The organism is Bacillus sp. FSL K6-0923, assembly GCF_038630825.1.
Classification (GTDB): Bacteria; Bacillota; Bacilli; order Bacillales; family Bacillaceae; genus Bacillus; species Bacillus pumilus.
On record NZ_CP152044.1, the window covers coordinates 2,882,057 to 2,900,065 of the forward strand.

The 18,009-nt window shown below is 42.0% G+C and carries 20 protein-coding genes and 1 pseudogene; 7 read left to right on the top strand and 14 right to left on the bottom strand.

Annotated features, from left to right (window positions below; translation table 11 throughout):
- The first annotated feature begins 55 nt into the window (after nt 1-55).
- Both ald and MHI16_RS14875 read left to right on the top strand, forming a co-directional pair.
- Nucleotides 56-1,192 (top strand): alanine dehydrogenase, encoded by a 1,137-nt coding sequence (ald, locus tag MHI16_RS14870; RefSeq protein WP_058013778.1) that lies wholly within the window; start codon nt 56-58, stop codon nt 1,190-1,192.
- A 115-nt stretch (nt 1,193-1,307) separates the two neighbouring features.
- Nucleotides 1,308-1,904, top strand: coding sequence for a biotin transporter BioY (locus tag MHI16_RS14875; protein ID WP_058013777.1), 597 nt, complete (start codon nt 1,308-1,310; stop codon nt 1,902-1,904).
- 65 nt (nt 1,905-1,969) lie between these two features.
- Here the strand turns inward: MHI16_RS14875 and MHI16_RS14880 are convergent, their stop codons facing one another.
- The 3 genes from MHI16_RS14880 to MHI16_RS14890 form a co-directional block, all read right to left on the bottom strand.
- The gene (locus MHI16_RS14880) at nt 1,970-2,746 is read right to left on the bottom strand and encodes a sporulation protein (protein WP_058013776.1); all 777 of its coding nucleotides are present in this window, start codon (nt 2,744-2,746) and stop codon (nt 1,970-1,972) included.
- 177 nt (nt 2,747-2,923) lie between these two features.
- Nucleotides 2,924-4,252, bottom strand: a complete 1,329-nt coding sequence (locus MHI16_RS14885) for a Na+/H+ antiporter family protein (protein WP_058013775.1) — start codon at nt 4,250-4,252, stop codon at nt 2,924-2,926.
- Nucleotides 4,253-4,393: 141 nt separating this feature from the next.
- Nucleotides 4,394-5,884 (bottom strand): leucyl aminopeptidase, encoded by a 1,491-nt coding sequence (locus tag MHI16_RS14890; protein ID WP_058013774.1) that lies wholly within the window; start codon nt 5,882-5,884, stop codon nt 4,394-4,396.
- Between the two features lie 327 nt (nt 5,885-6,211).
- Between MHI16_RS14890 and MHI16_RS14895 the strand changes: the two genes are divergently transcribed.
- Complete coding sequence (locus MHI16_RS14895) at nt 6,212-6,688, top strand: divergent PAP2 family protein (RefSeq protein ID WP_003212726.1); 477 nt, start codon at nt 6,212-6,214, stop codon at nt 6,686-6,688.
- Nucleotides 6,689-6,731: 43 nt separating this feature from the next.
- Here the strand turns inward: MHI16_RS14895 and MHI16_RS14900 are convergent, their stop codons facing one another.
- The 4 genes from MHI16_RS14900 to MHI16_RS14915 all read right to left on the bottom strand — a co-directional run bounded on the left by MHI16_RS14900 (nt 6,732) and on the right by MHI16_RS14915 (nt 9,350).
- The gene (locus MHI16_RS14900; protein WP_058013773.1) at nt 6,732-7,376 is read right to left on the bottom strand and encodes a 3D domain-containing protein; all 645 of its coding nucleotides are present in this window, start codon (nt 7,374-7,376) and stop codon (nt 6,732-6,734) included.
- Between the two features lie 99 nt (nt 7,377-7,475).
- A complete protein-coding gene (locus MHI16_RS14905) occupies nt 7,476-7,796 on the bottom strand; it encodes a YuiB family protein (protein ID WP_061409503.1) in 321 nt (106 codons plus the stop codon).
- An 81-nt stretch (nt 7,797-7,877) separates the two neighbouring features.
- Complete coding sequence (locus tag MHI16_RS14910) at nt 7,878-8,003, bottom strand: YuiA family protein (protein ID WP_157957789.1); 126 nt, start codon at nt 8,001-8,003, stop codon at nt 7,878-7,880.
- A 129-nt stretch (nt 8,004-8,132) separates the two neighbouring features.
- Nucleotides 8,133-9,350 carry an NAD(P)/FAD-dependent oxidoreductase gene (locus MHI16_RS14915; protein ID WP_161808666.1) on the bottom strand — a complete coding sequence of 406 codons (1,218 nt, stop codon included), beginning with the start codon at nt 9,348-9,350 and terminating at the stop codon, nt 8,133-8,135.
- 391 nt (nt 9,351-9,741) lie between these two features.
- On the opposite strand from MHI16_RS14915, the gene yumC reads away from it, so the two are divergent.
- On the top strand, nt 9,742-10,740 hold the full coding sequence (yumC, locus tag MHI16_RS14920; RefSeq protein ID WP_058013771.1) for a ferredoxin--NADP reductase 2: 999 nt from the start codon (nt 9,742-9,744) through the stop codon (nt 10,738-10,740).
- A gap of 46 nt (nt 10,741-10,786) precedes the next feature.
- Here yumC and MHI16_RS14925 read toward each other — a convergent pair whose 3' ends face one another.
- Nucleotides 10,787-10,993: a hypothetical protein gene (locus MHI16_RS14925; protein WP_012011136.1), complete on the bottom strand. Its 207-nt coding sequence runs from the start codon at nt 10,991-10,993 to the stop codon at nt 10,787-10,789.
- A gap of 195 nt (nt 10,994-11,188) precedes the next feature.
- Here MHI16_RS14925 and MHI16_RS14930 point away from each other — a divergent pair, with 195 nt between their 5' ends.
- A complete protein-coding gene (locus MHI16_RS14930) occupies nt 11,189-11,605 on the top strand; it encodes a hypothetical protein (protein WP_058013770.1) in 417 nt (138 codons plus the stop codon).
- A gap of 124 nt (nt 11,606-11,729) precedes the next feature.
- On the opposite strand, the gene erpA is transcribed toward MHI16_RS14930, so the two are convergent.
- The 3 genes from erpA to MHI16_RS14945 form a co-directional block, all read right to left on the bottom strand.
- On the bottom strand, nt 11,730-12,092 hold the full coding sequence (erpA, locus tag MHI16_RS14935) for an iron-sulfur cluster insertion protein ErpA (protein WP_012011138.1): 363 nt from the start codon (nt 12,090-12,092) through the stop codon (nt 11,730-11,732).
- A 73-nt stretch (nt 12,093-12,165) separates the two neighbouring features.
- Nucleotides 12,166-13,020, bottom strand: coding sequence for a diaminopimelate epimerase (gene dapF, locus MHI16_RS14940; protein ID WP_058013769.1), 855 nt, complete (start codon nt 13,018-13,020; stop codon nt 12,166-12,168).
- Nucleotides 13,021-13,289: 269 nt separating this feature from the next.
- Nucleotides 13,290-13,526, bottom strand: coding sequence for a YuzB family protein (locus MHI16_RS14945; RefSeq protein ID WP_003213414.1), 237 nt, complete (start codon nt 13,524-13,526; stop codon nt 13,290-13,292).
- A gap of 255 nt (nt 13,527-13,781) precedes the next feature.
- On the opposite strand from MHI16_RS14945, the gene MHI16_RS14950 reads away from it, so the two are divergent.
- Nucleotides 13,782-14,849, top strand: coding sequence for an NAD(P)/FAD-dependent oxidoreductase (locus MHI16_RS14950; RefSeq protein WP_058013768.1), 1,068 nt, complete (start codon nt 13,782-13,784; stop codon nt 14,847-14,849).
- A 50-nt stretch (nt 14,850-14,899) separates the two neighbouring features.
- Here MHI16_RS14950 and MHI16_RS14955 read toward each other — a convergent pair whose 3' ends face one another.
- Together MHI16_RS14955 and MHI16_RS14960 are read right to left on the bottom strand one after the other, a co-directional pair.
- Nucleotides 14,900-15,130: a hypothetical protein gene (locus tag MHI16_RS14955; RefSeq protein WP_058013767.1), complete on the bottom strand. Its 231-nt coding sequence runs from the start codon at nt 15,128-15,130 to the stop codon at nt 14,900-14,902.
- Between the two features lie 100 nt (nt 15,131-15,230).
- Nucleotides 15,231-15,560, bottom strand: coding sequence for a YuzD family protein (locus tag MHI16_RS14960; protein WP_058013766.1), 330 nt, complete (start codon nt 15,558-15,560; stop codon nt 15,231-15,233).
- Nucleotides 15,561-15,681: 121 nt separating this feature from the next.
- Between MHI16_RS14960 and MHI16_RS14965 the strand changes: the two are divergent.
- Nucleotides 15,682-15,981, top strand: a pseudogene (locus MHI16_RS14965) (NifU family protein).
- 44 nt (nt 15,982-16,025) lie between these two features.
- On the opposite strand, the gene MHI16_RS14970 reads toward MHI16_RS14965, so the two are convergent.
- Nucleotides 16,026-17,996 carry a S9 family peptidase gene (locus tag MHI16_RS14970; protein WP_058013765.1) on the bottom strand — a complete coding sequence of 657 codons (1,971 nt, stop codon included), beginning with the start codon at nt 17,994-17,996 and terminating at the stop codon, nt 16,026-16,028.
- Nucleotides 17,997-18,009: the final 13 nt, after the last annotated feature.

An 18,009-nucleotide genomic window follows, 5' to 3' on the forward strand; every position in this document is an offset into this window, starting at 1 on the left:
CATTCAGGATACACTAGACATACAATATGAATAGATAAGCATGGGAGGAATAAACATGATCATCGGCATTCCGAAAGAGATTAAGAACAATGAAAACCGAGTGGCATTAACACCAGGAGCAGCTTCTCAATTACTTTCAGCTGGACATCAGATTTTGATTGAAACAAACGCTGGTTTTGGAAGCGGATTCACTGATGACGATTATGTATCTGTTGGTGCAGAAATTCTTGATCAAGCGAAAGATGTGTGGGCATCTTCTGATATGATCATGAAGGTAAAAGAACCATTACCTGAGGAATATTCATTTTTCAGAGAAGGACTCATCTTATTTACGTACCTGCATCTTGCGGCAGAGCCCTCCTTGGCTGAAGCTTTAAAACAAAAAGGCGTCACAGCTATTGCTTATGAAACAGTAACGGACGGAAAATCACTCCCTCTCTTAACACCTATGTCTGAAGTGGCAGGCAGAATGGCCGCTCAAATCGGTGCACAATTTTTAGAAAAACCAAAAGGCGGTAAAGGCATCTTACTCGCAGGCGTACCAGGGGTATCAAGAGGGAAGGTCACAATTATAGGCGGCGGTGTTGTTGGAACAAACGCAGCGAAAATGGCGATTGGACTTGGCGCAGATGTCACTCTGATTGACGTAAACGCAGAACGCTTACGTCAGCTGGACGATCAATTTGGTCATCAAATGAAAACGTTAATGTCTAACCCTGTCAACATCGCCGATTCAGTCAGTGAGGCCGACCTTCTCATTTGTGCGGTATTGATCCCAGGTGCCAAAGCACCGACGCTTGTGACGGAAGAAATGGTGAAGCAAATGAAGCCCGGTTCCGTCATCGTAGACGTAGCCATTGACCAAGGCGGCATTGTCGAAACAATCGATCATATCACAACACATGATCAACCTACTTATGAAAAACACGGTATTTTACATTATGCTGTCGCCAATATGCCTGGAGCCGTTCCACGGACATCGACTGTTGCTTTAACAAATGTCACCGTTCCCTACGCACTACAAATTGCTAATAAAGGCGCTGCAAAAGCCATTCAAGAAAACAAAGCCATCGCAGAAGGTATCAATGTCATGAACGGACATATCACATATGAAGCTGTCGCTCGTGATCTCGGCTATGATTATGTACCAGTTCATCAAGCGATCGATGCGTCTTCTATGACAGAAGCTTAATACAGACCCGCCCTTTTGATGGGCGGGTTTTATTGTTAACTAATATTAAAAACAGGTTGACAAATAACCTTCATCCCCTTAATCTATTTGTACAGATAAGACAGGGGGAAACATCATGCAACAGAAAACAAGAACCGCTGATTTTGTGCTAGTCGGAATGTTTGCTGCACTCATGGCGATTGGAGCCAATATCACATCCATTGTGCCGTTTTTGCAGGTCGGCGGAATTCCACTTACGATGCAGCCGTTTTTTTGTGTACTTGCTGGTCTTTTGCTCGGTAGACGGCTTGGTGCATTAGCGATGATTGTATATGCCTTGGTTGGAATTGCTGGCGCACCTGTATTCGCACAGTTCTCAGCAGGCTTTGGAGTGATTTTAGGCAAAAGCGGTGGTTTTGTCTTATCGTATATTCCTGCTGCCTGGCTAGCTGGATTCATTTTAGAAAAAAGAAAAAATCCTGGCTTTGGCCGCTTTTTGCTTGCAGCTATTGCAGGTACGACCGTCATGTATATGATCGGAACGACTTATACGTACCTCGCATTAAATGTGTGGCTAAATGCACCTATTTCCTATCAAACCACGTGGTTCTTTATGATCTGGTTTATGGTGAAAGACTACGCATTGACGATATTGCTTGCAATGCTGGCACCTAAAATTTATCGCTCTGTTTCAAAAGCCACGTCCTTTCGAAAACAACAAGCCGCATCATAATTGCAGACATCATCTACAAGTCGCATAGAAAAGAGCCTGTCTTCATTCAGGCTCGTTTTTCATCATTATTCCGCGTATTGGTCGATGATTCCTTCTAGCATCCCTTCAAGCACTTCTACATCTTCAAGATCTGATGGACTGAAGCGGTAGCGCACAAGCTGTTCTCCATCATGATACATCTCCTCAAGCCACCCTCTGAGTCCTCTTGCTCTGCGGTCGACTTCGAAAACAATGTCTAACCCGCCTTCATCTATCAGAAAAATCAGCTCTAACTCATCAAGCATATAACGATAGTCATCTGATGTCGGAATAAACTCAAATTCTTGAACAAATGGCAGACGACGCTGAAAGTAAGGTGCTTGTTCACAGTCCGCTTCGTTCAGGTGGAAGCCAAGGTTTCTAGTGGCCTCCAGTACATTTCTCACCCAAGGATGTGCTTCAACGAAAATGCGGTCATAGTCAGATTTATCGATCCCTCCTTGGATATCAAGGGCTGTCATTACTGCAATTTCTACTTTTCCGATCGTCATCGGGGTATCGATAGGAAGAATAAATGAAAACGGAAATTCATGCTTTTCTCCAGGCTGGATGATAAAAGAATCCGTCACCCGTAAAGTAAAGATATTCACATATTTTCTATGCTCTTCATCATCTTTCACAATCACATATTGTGTTTGAATCTTGACATTGATATAGCGGATGTCCTGAGAGATTTTCCCGCCCTTTACATGGACGGTTCCCCTTACCTCTTGTCCTGGATAATAGGCGTTTTTCTCCAAAATGGTATCTACTTTCGCTGCACCAATCCCAGCACTTGCCGCTAGCTTTTTAAAAAATGACATCTCTCATCTTCCCCTTTTCATTTTTATCAGCATATATACGTAAGAAAGAGAAAGAAAGATTCATTTAATTCATACTTTAGACCTAATTATTTTTCACCTTCAGAAAGTGAACAAATGGATAAAACATCACAAAAAAAGCTTATAGAAAAAACAACGTTTTCTCTACAAGCTTTCATGTTAAAGAATAATTGCCGCAAGCCAGCCGAAGAGGACAAGTGGAACATTATAAAATACAAAGGTTGGAACACAAGTACCCCAAATGTGGTGATGCTGTCCATCCATATTCAATCCAGATGTTGGTCCAAGCGTACTGTCACTTGCAGGTGAACCTGCATCGCCAACAGCCGCAGCTGAACCAATAATAGCAATGGTGGCTAGTGGGCTAAATCCTAAGTGCATACATAACGGAACAAAAATGGTTGTAATGATTGGAATCGTCGCAAAGGATGAACCGATCCCCATTGTCACAAGTAAACCAACTAATAGCATTAAAATGGCCGCAACGCTTTGATTGTTTCCAATGAACTGAGAAGATGCTTTCACTAGTTGTTCAATATCTCCTGTTTTCGTTAATACGTTGGCAAATCCAGCCGCTACAAGCATGACAAAGCCGATAAATGCCATCATATTCATACCGGAAGTAATCAGCGCATCCGCTTCATCTCGTTTCATCATGCCTGTGGCAAACAGAACTAGAAGACCTGCCAGTGCACCGAAGATCATTCCTTCCACACCAAGGCTTTGAGATAAATAAAGCTGGACAATAAGTGAGACAAGGATAGCCAGCACTGCAAGCAATAAGCTCTTTTTCGTATAAGCTGATTTTTCTACGTCCGTGATATCTCGATCCTCATATACCCTTGGTTTCCGATACACGAAAAGTGAAACAAGCAGCCCGAGCACCATGCCCCCTACAGGAATTAGCATGGCTAGTGGAACATCTGATAATTGTACAGTTAATCCTGCCTCTTTCATGTTATCACGAAGCATTCCGTGGAAAATCTGTCCAAAACCGACTGGAAGTAAAATATATGGTGCAGTGAGTCCGAAGGTCATGACACATGCTAGCAGTCTGCGGTCAATTTGAAGCTCGTTAAACACTTTTAATAATGGCGGAATTAAGACCGGTATAAAGGCAATGTGAACCGGAACGACGTTTTGTGAAAAACACGATACGATCAAAATCACAAGAATGATCAGTACTTTTGATAATGTTTTTCTTCTTGAGTCGCCTTCTTTTCCTAAAAGCTTCACTGCTCCTTCAACCATGGCATCTGGAAGGCCTGTTTTCGTCAGCGCCGCAGCAAATGCTCCTAAAAGTGCATAACTAATCGCCACTGTCGCATTTCCTCCGAGTCCATCAGTAAAGGCTTCAACTGTTCCTCCAAGGCCTAATCCACCTGCAAGTCCGCCAGCTAAAGCACCAAGTGCGAGGGCAATGACCACATTGACCCGCAGCAAGCTTAATATCAACATTAAAAGAACCGCTATCACAACTGCATTCATGATGAAACCTCCGAAATCCTTTAGTTTACTAATGTAGTAGATAATTAAAGTACCAACGTATGTTACCATAGAAAATTTTCTTCGTCAAATGGCGTATGGCCTACATAAAAAAGGCCCTGCCAGTTGGCAGAGCCTCATCCTTTATTTCTTTCCTTCAAATCGTTCCACAAATGTGGCCAATGACCGCACCATCACACCTGTCGCTCCTGTTGGCCCAAAGCATGAAGGCTTTTCTGTTGTAGCTGTTCCTGCAATATCCAAGTGAACCCAAGGCGTATCCTCAGCGAATTCACCAATGAATGCACCTGCCATGATCGCATGTCCATCACGTCCTGGTGAGTTATTGAGATCCGCCATTTTGCTGTTTCGTACGCGCTTTTTATCTTTTTCGGTGATTGGCAGCTGCCAAATCATTTCACCGCATTCTTCTGATGCCTCTTTAAACTGGGCATACAGTTCATCGTTATTTGTCATGACGCCTGTTGTCTCATTTCCAAGTGCCACAATGACTCCGCCTGTTAATGTCGCCACGTCTATAAGAACAGAGGCACCGTGCTGCTTCGCATATGTCACCCCATCTGCTAAAACAAGACGACCCTCTGCATCCGTATTCAGCACTTCGATTGTTTTACCGCTAAGCGACACAATGACGTCATCCGGTTTCATAGCATCAGCCGAGATCATATTATCGGTTGAGGCAATGACAGCAATGACATTTTTTTCTGGGCGCAGTTCACCGATGATTTCCATGGCACCTAAAACAGAGGCTGAGCCGCCCATATCAGTTTTCATTCCAACCATACCGGCTCTTGGCTTTAATGAATAGCCACCAGTATCATACGTGATGCCTTTACCGACAAGCCCAATCACGTCCGTCCAGTCTTCCTTGCCTTGATATTTCAGAACGATGAGCTTTGGTGGTTCTGTTGAGCCTCTATTGACAGCTAGAATCCCGCCCATCCCGAGCTCTTCCATCTGTTCTTTATCTAAAATTTCAATCTCAAATTCGTATTTATACGCAAGCTCTGCCGCGTACGAAGCCAGATCAGAGGATGTGAGCATGTTCGGCGGCATATTCACAAGGGTACGGGCTGAATTGACGGACTGTCCGTAGACTTCGCCCACTTTCAGACTTGCCTGAATTTCTGCTGTATCATGATCCGTCGTTGCATAAACAAACTCGATGAAGCGATCCGGTTCATTTGTTTTATGTTTAAAATCTTGTAATTCATATGTAGCTAAAAGGCAGCTTTCAGAAAGGGCATGAGCTGCATCTTGGGCAGGCAGATCCTTTCCAATAAACGTATCCAGTAAGACAGAAACCGCTTGCTTTTTATCTTGATGAAGCTTTTTAAATAAATGGGCAAACGCTTCTTTTGCCTCTTCAAACGTGTAATCTGATTCCTTCCCAAGCCCGACAAAATAAATGCGTTTGATGCCTGTTTCAGGGGACGGGAAAAACTTCGAAAGCTGATTTCGTTTAGATGAGATATCGCCTTCTTTTAATAATTCAGTGATTCGTCCTTCAAGTAATTCATCCATTTCTTTTGCTTTTCCTGATAATTGGCTCTTTTGAAAAAGTCCAATCGCCAGTGTATCTTTATGTTGCCATTCATTTGTCGAGAAAAACATATTTATCACACGCTCCTTCAATGAACTCCATTTTTCACATTGGAACTTCTATTATATCAAAATTTGCGGGTCTATACGATCATTGCCAATCTGTCTTTTCTTGATGAACATTTATATTTTCACACGCGGAAGGGCATCATGAAAAAGCGATGAAAACTTGTACAGCCCCCCTGCACTCTCCTCGTTCCACATCTACTTTCTTTAATGTTATAATTGAACATGGACTTGGCAGCTTTTTGAATCTGCTATCATTTTTTCATCATACTAGGGTACACAGTCCATCATTTTGCACGATATTTTTTCTTACAGAGAGGATGTTTCTTGTTCATGAGCGTACTGACGAATTTTCCGCTGCTTGCCAGCCTTGCAGCCATCTTTTTTGCTCAATTTGTAAAAGTACCGATTCAATTTATCATTTCTAGACGACTAGATTGGTCGCTCATTACAAGCACAGGCGGAATGCCAAGTTCACACTCCGCAGCCGTAACAGCACTCTCAACAGCAGTGGCTTTAGAGCACGGGCTAAATACATCGATCTTTGCGATTTCCGCCATCTTTGCGATTATTACCATGTTCGATGCGACAGGTGTGCGCAGACAGGCAGGAGAACAGGCGACTGTACTGAACAAGCTGGTAACAGATTTTAACCGATTTGTTTCTGAAGCAAAGAATTTCCCGAGTGCGGAAGAAAAAGAAAAGCAAAAGAAATTGAAAGAGCTTCTTGGTCATAAGCCGATTGAAGTCTTCTTTGGCGGCTTAACAGGGATCTTACTGACACTCATCTTAGATTATTACTTCATGTAGAAGCGAAAAAAGCTTTGGACCTAAAACTTGTCCAAAGCTTTTTTTATTCTTTATTGGCTTGAAACTGCTGACGGAATACTTGCATGGATTTTGCTTCATTCAGCTGGTTTAAGTCATTTTCCGTTAACGTTCCTTCTCCCTTTTTGATGATATACACATCGAGTACTTTTTTACCCCATTCTCTATACACATCATCTACGGTTTCATAGTATAAATCCAGCTTATGACCTTTAATGGCTTTTCCCGTATCTGCGACCACTCCGTAGCCGTAGTTTGGGATAAAGAGCACCGTTCCAATTGGAAAGACTGATGGGTCAGCAGCCACAGTTGAATATAAATCACGTTTCACTTTGACGCCTGAATATGTAATGCCATATGCATGGTGTTCCTTCGTTTTACCTGTTGATTCAACACCTGCTGTATAGCCTGTGGCAACAACCTTTTGCTTCGGGTAATCGTTCCAATTAAACGCTTCTTCGAGAGAAATAGCCCGCAAGTCATCGCTTTTGAGTGCCATCGTTTCTCTTTTTTGCTGTTGGAAAAAAGAAGATACTTGCTTGCCAGGTTCAGTCTCTTTCACCCAGGCAGCTACATCACTTGGTTCAACGCCAGATATGCCCGTAAAGCTCGTCAAAAGAGCAAGCATAAAAAGGGCTGTCATGAACAATCGTTTCATCCATGTTTTCATCTTTATTTGTCACTCCTCTACCCATCTATTTGTTTCCAAACGAAATGGAAACTATGCAAAGGAGAAACAAAAATACTCACTTGCCTATCCACAAGTGAGTTAAAACATTTGATATCCTCTTTTTCGAAGTGCATTAATGACAAAACCTGATGCAATTGCACCAATCAGACCACTTAACAAGATCATGATATCAGCCGCAGCGAGAGAGACTATGCGGTCCCCTATTCCTGAAAAAGCGATGCCCGGTTCTCTGACATAAGCGATCATCTTTTGATTATTGATAATGAAAAGGCATACAATTGGATATAAAATAGCCATAATCCATGACATTCTCAGCAGCATATTGAGCAAAAAGCCAATGCCGAAGAATAACACGAAAAATAAAATAACGGAAATAATAACGACTGGTAAACTGATCACTTCATCTCCACCCCCAAATATCCCATCATTAGTTTAACTTGGAAATAGAGATGAAGTCAATCAATGGAAAAAGCAGATGGATTAAAGCTTCTTTCCTGTCCCTTTACATTCCTCACATGTTTCAGATCCGCCGAGCAATAACTGAAAATATCCTTTCCCCGAACAATATTGACAAGTAGACTTTTTTTCTTTTGTATGTGCATTCATATTGTTCACTCCCTTAATCTAAATTTTCTGATAATTTATCATACCATACTTTACTGCCAATGACCAAGTAAGAAAATATGCCAAAAAAAAACGTGTATCACGAGGATACACGTTTTTGTCTATATCGGTTTAGAAGAACTTGAATTTTCCTTTTTTCAGAACAAGTCCTGGTCCGCCAACCATGAATAAAGAACGGTTGTCGATGATTTTCTTCATTGCTGAAGCTTTTGTTCCTTGAAGTTTTTTACCAAACGCAACACCTACAGCGTCGTGTTCACCAAGAGAAGCAACTGTTCCTTTGATGTCTGGCTTAAAGCTTTCAAGAGAACCACCTTTCACTAGTGCTGCAAGGTTTTTCGCTACTGTTTCACCTTGCTGCATCGCGATTTGTGCCGTTGGTGGGTATGGACGGTTGATTTCTTCATTGATGATCAATGAACAGTCACCGATGATGAATACATCATCATTTTCTGGTACACGAAGATCTGGAGATACTTTTACGCGGCCGCGCATGTTTTCAAATCCAGCTTCTTCTACGATTGGGTTACCGCGTACACCAGCAGCCCAAACAACAGTTTCAGCTTTGATTTCTTCAGTATCATCGTCTTTTCCAACAATGATGCCTTCAGGCGTACATTCTTTGATCGCTGTACCAATTTTGAACTCAACGCCTTTTCCTTGAAGGTAGTTCATTGCATAGTCGATCAATTCAGGATCGAATCCTGGAAGAGCTGTTGGTGCAGCTTCTACACAGATGATGCGCACGTCTTTTTGATCAATATCATACTCTTTGCAAAGCTCAGGTACACGGTTTCCAAGCTCACCAAGGAACTCAATACCTGTGAAGCCCGCACCGCCGACAACGATTGTCAAGCGCTCTGGACGTTTTTCAGCTTCCGTATTATATGTCGCAAATTGAAGCTCAATGTGCTCACGAAGCTGACGAGCAGAGTTGATGTTAGAGATTGAGAATGCATATTCTTTCAGTCCTGCAATACCAAATGTTTCAGGAACAGCACCAAGCGCAACAACAAGGTAGTCGTAAGAAAGTTCGCCATCTGATGTCACAACTTTCTTCTCTTCCTTATTAATGCTTTCAACTGTTGCTTGTACAAAGTTGACACGGGAACTGTTAATCACATCTTTGATTTGATAACGACAGCGGTCATGATGAAGTGTACCTGCACTTGCTTCATGTAACCATGTTGTTTCGTAATGATAATTATGCTTGTTCACAAGAGTAATGTCCGCATCATTTGTGCCAAGCTGTTTTGTTAATCTTGTTACAGTCATTAATCCGCCATAACCTGCACCTAATACAACGATTTTCGGTTTATTCACTGGAATCACATCCACCTTTTTTAAATTTGCTGTAAAACGGATAAAAGAATTACATATCGTTATTCTCAACCGCTTTCCGGCATTTTATGAAATTTAAACAAAAAATAAGTATGTGAAAATCTGAACTTTCACCTACATAAAACGAAAGCATTTGACCGTATCCGACAAAAATTCATAAAAAATTAATATTTAGTTCCCTTAACAATAATAGCGAGTTCTGATCCAATTTTCAAGGCTTTAAACTGAAAATCCTTATGATAAACGGTCTTTCTCACTTTTTCCTCTTTTTCAAAGCTTCGGCATCAAAAAACGACAAGTTTTTCAAAACAAGTCAAACGACGATGTGTGGTATGATATGATATAGTGATAACAATTTTCATTTGGGAGGATTAAAGGAATGCAAGAAGATTCTAAGGTATATGACATTACCGTTATCGGGGGCGGCCCAGTAGGATTGTTTACTGCGTTTTACGGCGGCATGAGACAGGCAAGTGTGAAAATTATTGAGAGCCTTCCTCAGCTCGGCGGTCAATTATCCGCTCTTTACCCTGAAAAATACATTTATGATGTGGCTGGTTTTCCAAAAATCCGCGCACAAGAATTAATTGATAACTTAAAGGAACAAATGGATAAATTTGATCAAACCATTTGCTTAGAGCAAGCAGTTGAAACGGTTGAAAAACAGGCAGATGGTATCTTTAAACTTGTGACAAATCAAGAAATTCATTATTCTAAAACGATCATCATCACAGCTGGTAACGGGGCATTCCAACCGAGAAAGCTTGAGCTAAGTGCAGCAGAATCATTTGAAGGAAGCAACCTGCATTACTTCATTAATGACTTGAACCAATTTGCCGGCAGACGTGTCGCTGTTCTTGGCGGCGGAGACTCTGCGGTGGACTGGGCACTGATGCTTGAACCTATCGCAAAAGAGGTATCCATTATTCACCGCCGCGATAAATTCCGCGCACATGAGCACAGTGTAGAAAACCTGCACAACTCGAAAGTCAATGTCGTGACGCCATTTGTCCCAACGGAGCTCGTTGGTGAAGACCGCATTGAACAGATTGTGCTAGAAGAAGTCAAAGGCGACAAAAAACAAGTGCTTGATGTGGACGATGTGATCGTCAACTTCGGTTTTGTTTCCTCCCTCGGACCAATTAAGCAATGGGGTCTTGAAATCGAAAAGAACTCGATCGTTGTGAAATCCACAATGGAAACAAACATTGAAGGCTTCTATGCGGCAGGAGACATCTGTACGTATGAAGGAAAGGTCAAATTGATTGCCAGCGGTTTTGGTGAAGCACCAACGGCTGTCAACAATGCGAAAGCCTACATGGACCCGAAAGCCCGTGTACAGCCTCTTCATTCCACAAGCTTATTTGAAAACAAATAAGCGAGATCAAAAAAAGGAGTTCCCACTAGCGGAACTCCTTTTTCGTTTATTTAAAAACCCCAATATAGGCATTCGCCATTCCAAGTACCATTGCAGCAAGCAGCACCACAACAATCCCTGCCACAACCAAAATCACCCGATCCTTCACACGTTCCTTTTTCGGAAGCGGCTTCTCAATCCCGCAAGCTGGACACGTTTTGGACCGATACGGAATCAGTTCATGACAGTTCCTGCAATTGATTTGTTCACTCAAACCTCAGCAACCTCTTTTCTACCTACAGTTTATGTTTGGTTCTCATGATACTCTTTTCGAGGGGAAATAGCCAGTTGTGAGAGCAAGCTGTAACAAAATTGAGCGATTTATAAATGGTTGAAGTGAGAATGAAGGTTTCATCTGATCAACCGATATAGGAAAAGAAGAAGATCTTAATGAAGGATAGGTGGAAAGATGTTAAAACGTTTCATAATCAGTTTGGGCTTATTACTGATGATTGGTAGCTCAGTTGAACTGTTTGCAAAAGACTATAATAAACATTATGCTCAGTTCGCAGCAGGATTGAATATTGATGTTGATCAACTAGAACCATTTTTAAATCGTGTGTCCACTTCAATTTTAGATTCTGGATTGAGTGATCAAGAAATCAAACAGATACTCTCCAAAGTTCAAAAAATGAATCAAAACAATGAAACGGAAAAAATGGGTACATTTGAAGTGGTGTACCACGAAAAACCAGCAAAGATTAAAATGGTGATTGAAGTCCATGTGGAAGATGACAATAAAGAAGTGGTCATCTATATGTTTAGCACCCAAGAGCTGGTGGATGTCTTGGATAAAGAGCTGTTGAAAATAGAAGAAGCAATATAGAAAGAGACACTGAATGAGTGTCTCTTTTTTTATGGTTGGTTTTCTTCATCAAAAAAGCCTCCTCGATCGTGTTGTTTACAAAAACAAACGAACAAGAAGGCTTATCTTAATTCACGATCAGTTGTTAACACTCTTCCGGCGTACCGGTATTCGTCGCTGTTCTGAAAGAAGAACCGCATCCGCATGAAGCAATCGCGTTCGGATTATCGATGGTGAAACCGCCGCCCATTAGTGATTGTTTGAAGTCAATGATGGTGCCGTTCATGATATCAAGGCTTTCGGAATCGACAAGGACCTGAATGCCTTGCTGTTCGAACTGCGTGTCTTTCTCAGAAACTTCATGGTCAAAGCCCATGCCGTATGAAAGACCGCTGCAGCCGCCGCCTTTTACGCCCACTCGTAGGAACGCATTTTCTTCTTCATGTTCTTTCATCATATCTTTAATCTGCAGTGCAGCAGCTTCTGTAATGGTTACTGGTGTACTCATGATCATCCCTCCTTTTGACTGGATGTTTCTTTTCAATTATAAACGTGATGGTGCCTTTTCTCAAATAAATGGTTTACAGATAAAATGTGCCGTCACAAATCGTTTCAGCAGGTCCTGTCATAAGCACATGCTCATTGTCTTTCCAGCGAATGATGAGATCTCCGCCTGCTAAGTGAACCGTCATGTCCGTTTCTCTTTTCGCCTGTCCATTCACAATCGTGGATACGGCAGCCGCACAAGCTCCTGTTCCGCAGGCTTGAGTAATGCCAGATCCTCTTTCCCACACGCGAAAATGCAGCTCTGTTTCACTCACCACTTCTACAAATTCTACATTGACGCCTTCTGGGAACATGTCGTGTTTTTCGATGATTGGCCCAATTGTATCAAGCGGTGCCTTTTCAATGTCCTCCAGATAAAAAACGATGTGCGGATTTCCCATTGAAACAGCCGTTCCATTTAAGGTCGTCGTGCCAAAATCAAGTGGTTCATTAATCGTTGTGCTTGCTGGTTCGCCAAGCATCGGCATCGCTTCTTTTTCAAAACGAGGCTTTCCCATATCTACTGTCACTAAATGCACGTGACCATTCTGCACATGAACGGTCGCTTCAACGAGTCCTGACAATGTCTCAATCTGGAACGTTGTGTCTGTTACGATTTGATGCTCATACACATATTTAGCCACGCAGCGCAGACCGTTACCGCAGTTTTTACCCTCTGAACCATCATTGTTAAAAATGCGCATTTTCACAGGTGCAGCATCTGAAGGACAAATAAGAATCATTCCGTCTGAACCGATTCCTGTGTAAACAGAAGAAACCCGGATCGCGATCTCTGATAGCTGCTCTTCTGGAAGCTGTTCCTTCATCTGATTGACGTATATATAATTATTTCCTAACCCGTGCATTTTCGTGAATTGAAATGATGTCATGAGCTTCCTCCAAAAATGTTGTTTCTTTATAGTATAAAAGGAGTCGGTTCAGGAGACAATCTTATCATCCCCCGTTTTTCATACATAAAAGCTCTTTGCTGCCATGGCAAGGGGCTTTTATTATGCATATGCCTCATTTTCTCTCGTGTGATGCTTCATTTTGATGATATTTTATTAGCATAACATATTGGATGCGCTTTCTATTGATTCTCCTTAAAAATGGAAACTAAAAATATGAAAAAAATGCACCTCATGACCATGTGGTGCATTTAAAACATCTCATTTTCCTCTATAAAAGCATAAATACGCTCGACTAGCTGCTCTGCATTTTCTCCGGAAACAAATTCTCCATTCACGAGTGCAAATGGGGAGTCCATACATTTGCCGCAATAGCTTAAACAGCCGTATTCCATAACGTCTAGGTTTGGGTCTTTATCAAGCTTCTCTTTTGCTTCTTGAGACCCTTGCGCAAGATTACTTACACAAAATTCGATCAGTGGGAACACTTTGCTTCACCTCACATTGCTTTACCATCCTACCGAAATTCCTTCTATTAGTCAAAACATGAGCTTCACCTGTATCGTTACGCCTATTCCTCGTAAAATGTTTTACTATTTAGGACTAACTAATGAATATGTAGGTTATTTTGAAACAATTATTGTGGTTTCACAGTAAATTCGATATAATTTTATTTGGTATTTTAACTTAAAGTTTTTTAGTATAAGTGTTTTTCAATGTCTACGGGGAAAAGGAGAATCGTCATGAAAAATTTAGTCTTGATCGGCGGAGGTTACGGGAATATGCGGGTTCTCCACCGCTTATTGCCAAATCAATTACCTGATGATGTTACCATCACATTAATTGATCGAAATCCTTACCACTGTTTAAAAACAGAATATTATGCACTCGCTGCTGGAACGATCTCTGATCATCACATTCGAGTATCATTTCCAGAGCATCCGAAGCTGGATATTCAATATGGGGAAGTAGAAAAAATTGATATTGAAAACAAACAGATCTTATTCAGCGACCGTGAACCCATTCCTTATGACGACACGGTGATTGGGCTCGGCTGTGAGGACAAGTATCATAATGTCCCTGGTGCGAAAGAACATACATACAGCATTCAAACCATTGATCAGTCAAGACATACGTATAACAAATTAAACAATTTGAGTGCAGGTGCAACGGTTGGCATCGTCGGTGCTGGACTTAGCGGGGTAGAGCTAGCCAGTGAATTAAGAGAAAGCCGTGCTGATTTAAACATTATTCTTTTCGACCGCGGAGAGCTGATTCTATCAAGCTTCCCAAAAAGATTAAGTTTATATGTGCAAAAGTGGTTTGAAGAAAATGACGTAAAGATCATTAACTGTGCGAATATTACAAAGGTTGAAGAAGGTATTGTTTATAACCATGATGATGCCATTGAAGCAGAGGTCATCGTATGGACAGCAGGCATTCAGCCAAGCAAAGTGATACGAGAGATGGATGTTGAAAAGGACGTACAAGGCCGCGTCGTATTAACACCTCATCACAATCTCCCTGGAGATGAGCACGTCTATGTCGTGGGTGATTGCGCAAGTCTTCCGCATGCTCCAAGTGCACAGCTTGCCGAGGCGCAGGCAGAACAAATTGTCCAATCTCTGCAAAAACGCTGGAAAAACGAGCCGCTTCCTGAGGCTTATCCTCAGTTTAAGTTAAAAGGTGTCTTAGGATCTTTAGGAAAAAAAGCTGGCTTTGGCTTAGTAGCAGATCGTCCACTTGTTGGCCGTGTACCAAGACTTCTAAAATCTGGACTCCTTTGGATGTATAAGCATCACAATGGCTAACATCATGTGAATTTTATCTCAAAGCTCCTTCTCGTCGAGGGAGCTTTTTTCTATGAAACGGCATGTGCCGATGAACGGGTCAATTTGATTGGAGCAAGGGCAAGGATGCAGTCTTTACGAAACGTTCTCATCGTCTTTTTCGATAAACAATACGCTTGGATGAGCTGGTCTGTTTGACGGTGAACAATAATTTTACGCTTCGTGCACTCTCCGTTCTTCTTCATATAAATCATCTCAATTGGTATTTGCTGATGAAGAGATTGTTTCAGTAAATAATTCATGATGCTCACGCTCCTTTCATTTCATTATAATCGAACAAACGTTCTTTTTCAACCTCAAAAGGAACGTTTGTTCTGTTTATTTTCTCAAAAAGAGAACAGTTTATTCACTGCTCTCCGTGTAACCGTATTTCTCCATTTCTTGATAAATGTCTTTTAATTTTGGATTACCCTCTCCAACAATTTGATCCTCCACTAAGACTAGCGGATAAAAGAATTCATCCTCAAGAATTCGTTCAGACAATTCCTTTTGGTGTTCGTTTTCTGGCGGGTGCTCAATATCAATATATGTGATGCGAAACGGCTGATTCGGATATTTTCGTTTTAACGCTGCATCTAACCACTCAAATGTGTCTTTTGAAGAAGGCAGATTGACGCAGCTAGCGCAGAGTACATCTCTTCCATATACATAAAGATCGACGGTTTGATTCATTTAACAAGCCCCCTATTCTTTCTTTATTTTAGCTGAATTTTCTGTATGAAAAAAGTCAAAATCACTTTTTGTTTCAAGATGAGATTGTGCTATAATGAGAAGGAAACTTTGAAACCAATCAATAGATTTTTATCGTCCAGATGAATATAATGGTGATATGTTGTGAAAGGAGCGATTATATCCAATGACTGAAGTCGAAATGAAAGACCAAGTACAGGAAGTACTGGACAAACTTCGTCCATTTCTATTACGTGATGGTGGAGACTGTGAGCTTGTAGACATTGAAGATGGCATTGTGAAATTACGTCTTCTTGGTGCATGCGGCAGCTGCCCAAGTTCAACCATTACATTAAAAGCCGGTATTGAGCGCGCATTATTAGAAGAAGTGCCTGGCGTTGTAGAAGTTGAACAGGTTTTCTAATTCATATATGACATGAAAACGACCCGAATTTGGGTCGTTTTTTTTTAGTTTAACTTCTCTCTAAACCAATCCTTTATAAAGGTCAGTCTTTGAATACGCTGCCCCGGATGGCCGCTTCTGGATAAATCATGAGATGCTTTCGGGAATTTGACGAGCCTTGTGTCTTTCCCAAGCTCCTTCAGTGCTACAAAAAGCTGTTCTGCTTGATCGACTGGGCAGCGATAGTCTTCATCGCTATGCAGGATGAGAAGCGGCGTATTTACCTGCTTCACATACTTTAGCGGCGAACGATCCCATAGCTTATCGGCTGAATCATAAATATCCCCATCCATCTGCCACCTTGTGAAGTAATAACCGATATCACTGATGCCATAAAAGCTAATCCAGTTTGAAATGGACCGCTGTGTGACGGCTGCGCGAAAACGGCCGGTCTGTCCGACAATCCAGTTGGTCATAAAACCGCCATAGCTGCCGCCTGTCACTCCAAGTCTTGTTTCATCAAGGAAATCATAGGCTTTCAGCACATGATCAACAGCTTGCATGACATCCTCATAATCAACGTCACCATAGCTTCCTCTCACACGGTCGGTAAACATTTGTCCGTATCCATGACTGCCATGAGGATTGATATATGCGATGGCATAGCCTTCAGAAGCGAGCATTTGAAATTCATGAAAATACGTATAACCATACATGGCATGCGGTCCGCCATGAATTTCTAAAATAAGCGGATAAGTCTTCCCCTCTTCCATCTGGGAAGGCTTCATCAACCAGCCATGCACCTCGCCGCCTTCTTTTGACTGAAACGAAAATGGCTCTGGTACCGTTAGGACATGCTCCTTGAGGAATTCATCATGCTCAAACGTGATTTTCTTTAGATCTGCCTCCCCTAATGTCAGCTCATACAGCTCACTTGGTGAAACGGGTGACAGCCGGCTCAGCAGCATTTTGGATTCATTCGGATGAAGGCTGAAGTTTGTGATATGTTCTGCCTCTAATCGAACAGGATAGGCTAAGCCTTCAACGGAGAAATAATATATCCCTGTACTGCCTTGAGCAGAAACAAGCGAATAAAATCCCTGGCTATCCTTTGTCCACTGCGGAAGCTGATTGGCTTCGCCCATAACGCTATCCCCTGCCATACAGTTGCCCACATACATATCGAGCATTTCTGACAGCTGAATGACTTTTTGCTCCTTCAGATCATACAGCCATAATGCTGGGAAGGTCGCATTTTGAAATTCACGCTCATGTCCAATATACACGAGGCTCTCTCCATTAGGAGCAAAAGACACGGCGGAATAAGCGCCAGCAGATTGTGTCATTTTCTTTGTCGTACCGTCCTCTAATGATTGGAGGCACACATCACTTATGTAAGGTTTCTGAGGATTTGATTGAATATAGGCAAGCCATTTCCCGCACGGAGAGAGCGTGTGATTCACATGATGATGCTCTCCGCTCGTAACTGCCCTGGCCTCTCCTGAATGAACATCCACTTGAATGATCTGCGTAAAACGCCCATCTAAAAAGCCTCTGCCATCTGCTTTATAGGTCAAATCATCATATACCGCAGGAGCGAACTCATCTCGCTCTTCCTTCTTTTCATCATGAACAGTTTCTGATGGTTTCAGTGACACAGCCGCATAAATGAAAGCTCCATCTAGTGAAAAGACAGGATGAGATACCCCGTAAGGAATCGCCGTTAAGGTGCGCACACCGCCTCCCTTGCTCTGAATGAGTGCAAGCTGAGGAGCTTCCTTTGGCTTTTGCAAAATAAACGCAAGCTGCCTGCTGTCTTTTGACCACACTGGCTGATGATGCTTTCCATCCTCAAATGTCCATTGTGACAGCTCCTCTGTCTCTTCATCTCGAACCCATAAATGGAAATTATAATCGTCTTTGTTGTCATTCACCGTGACCTTTGTAAAAACCGCCTTTTTTCCATCTGGTGAATAAACCGGATGAGAAACAGAAACAATTTTCGTTAAATCTTCTGCTGTCATCAATTTCTTCATGAATGTATCTCCT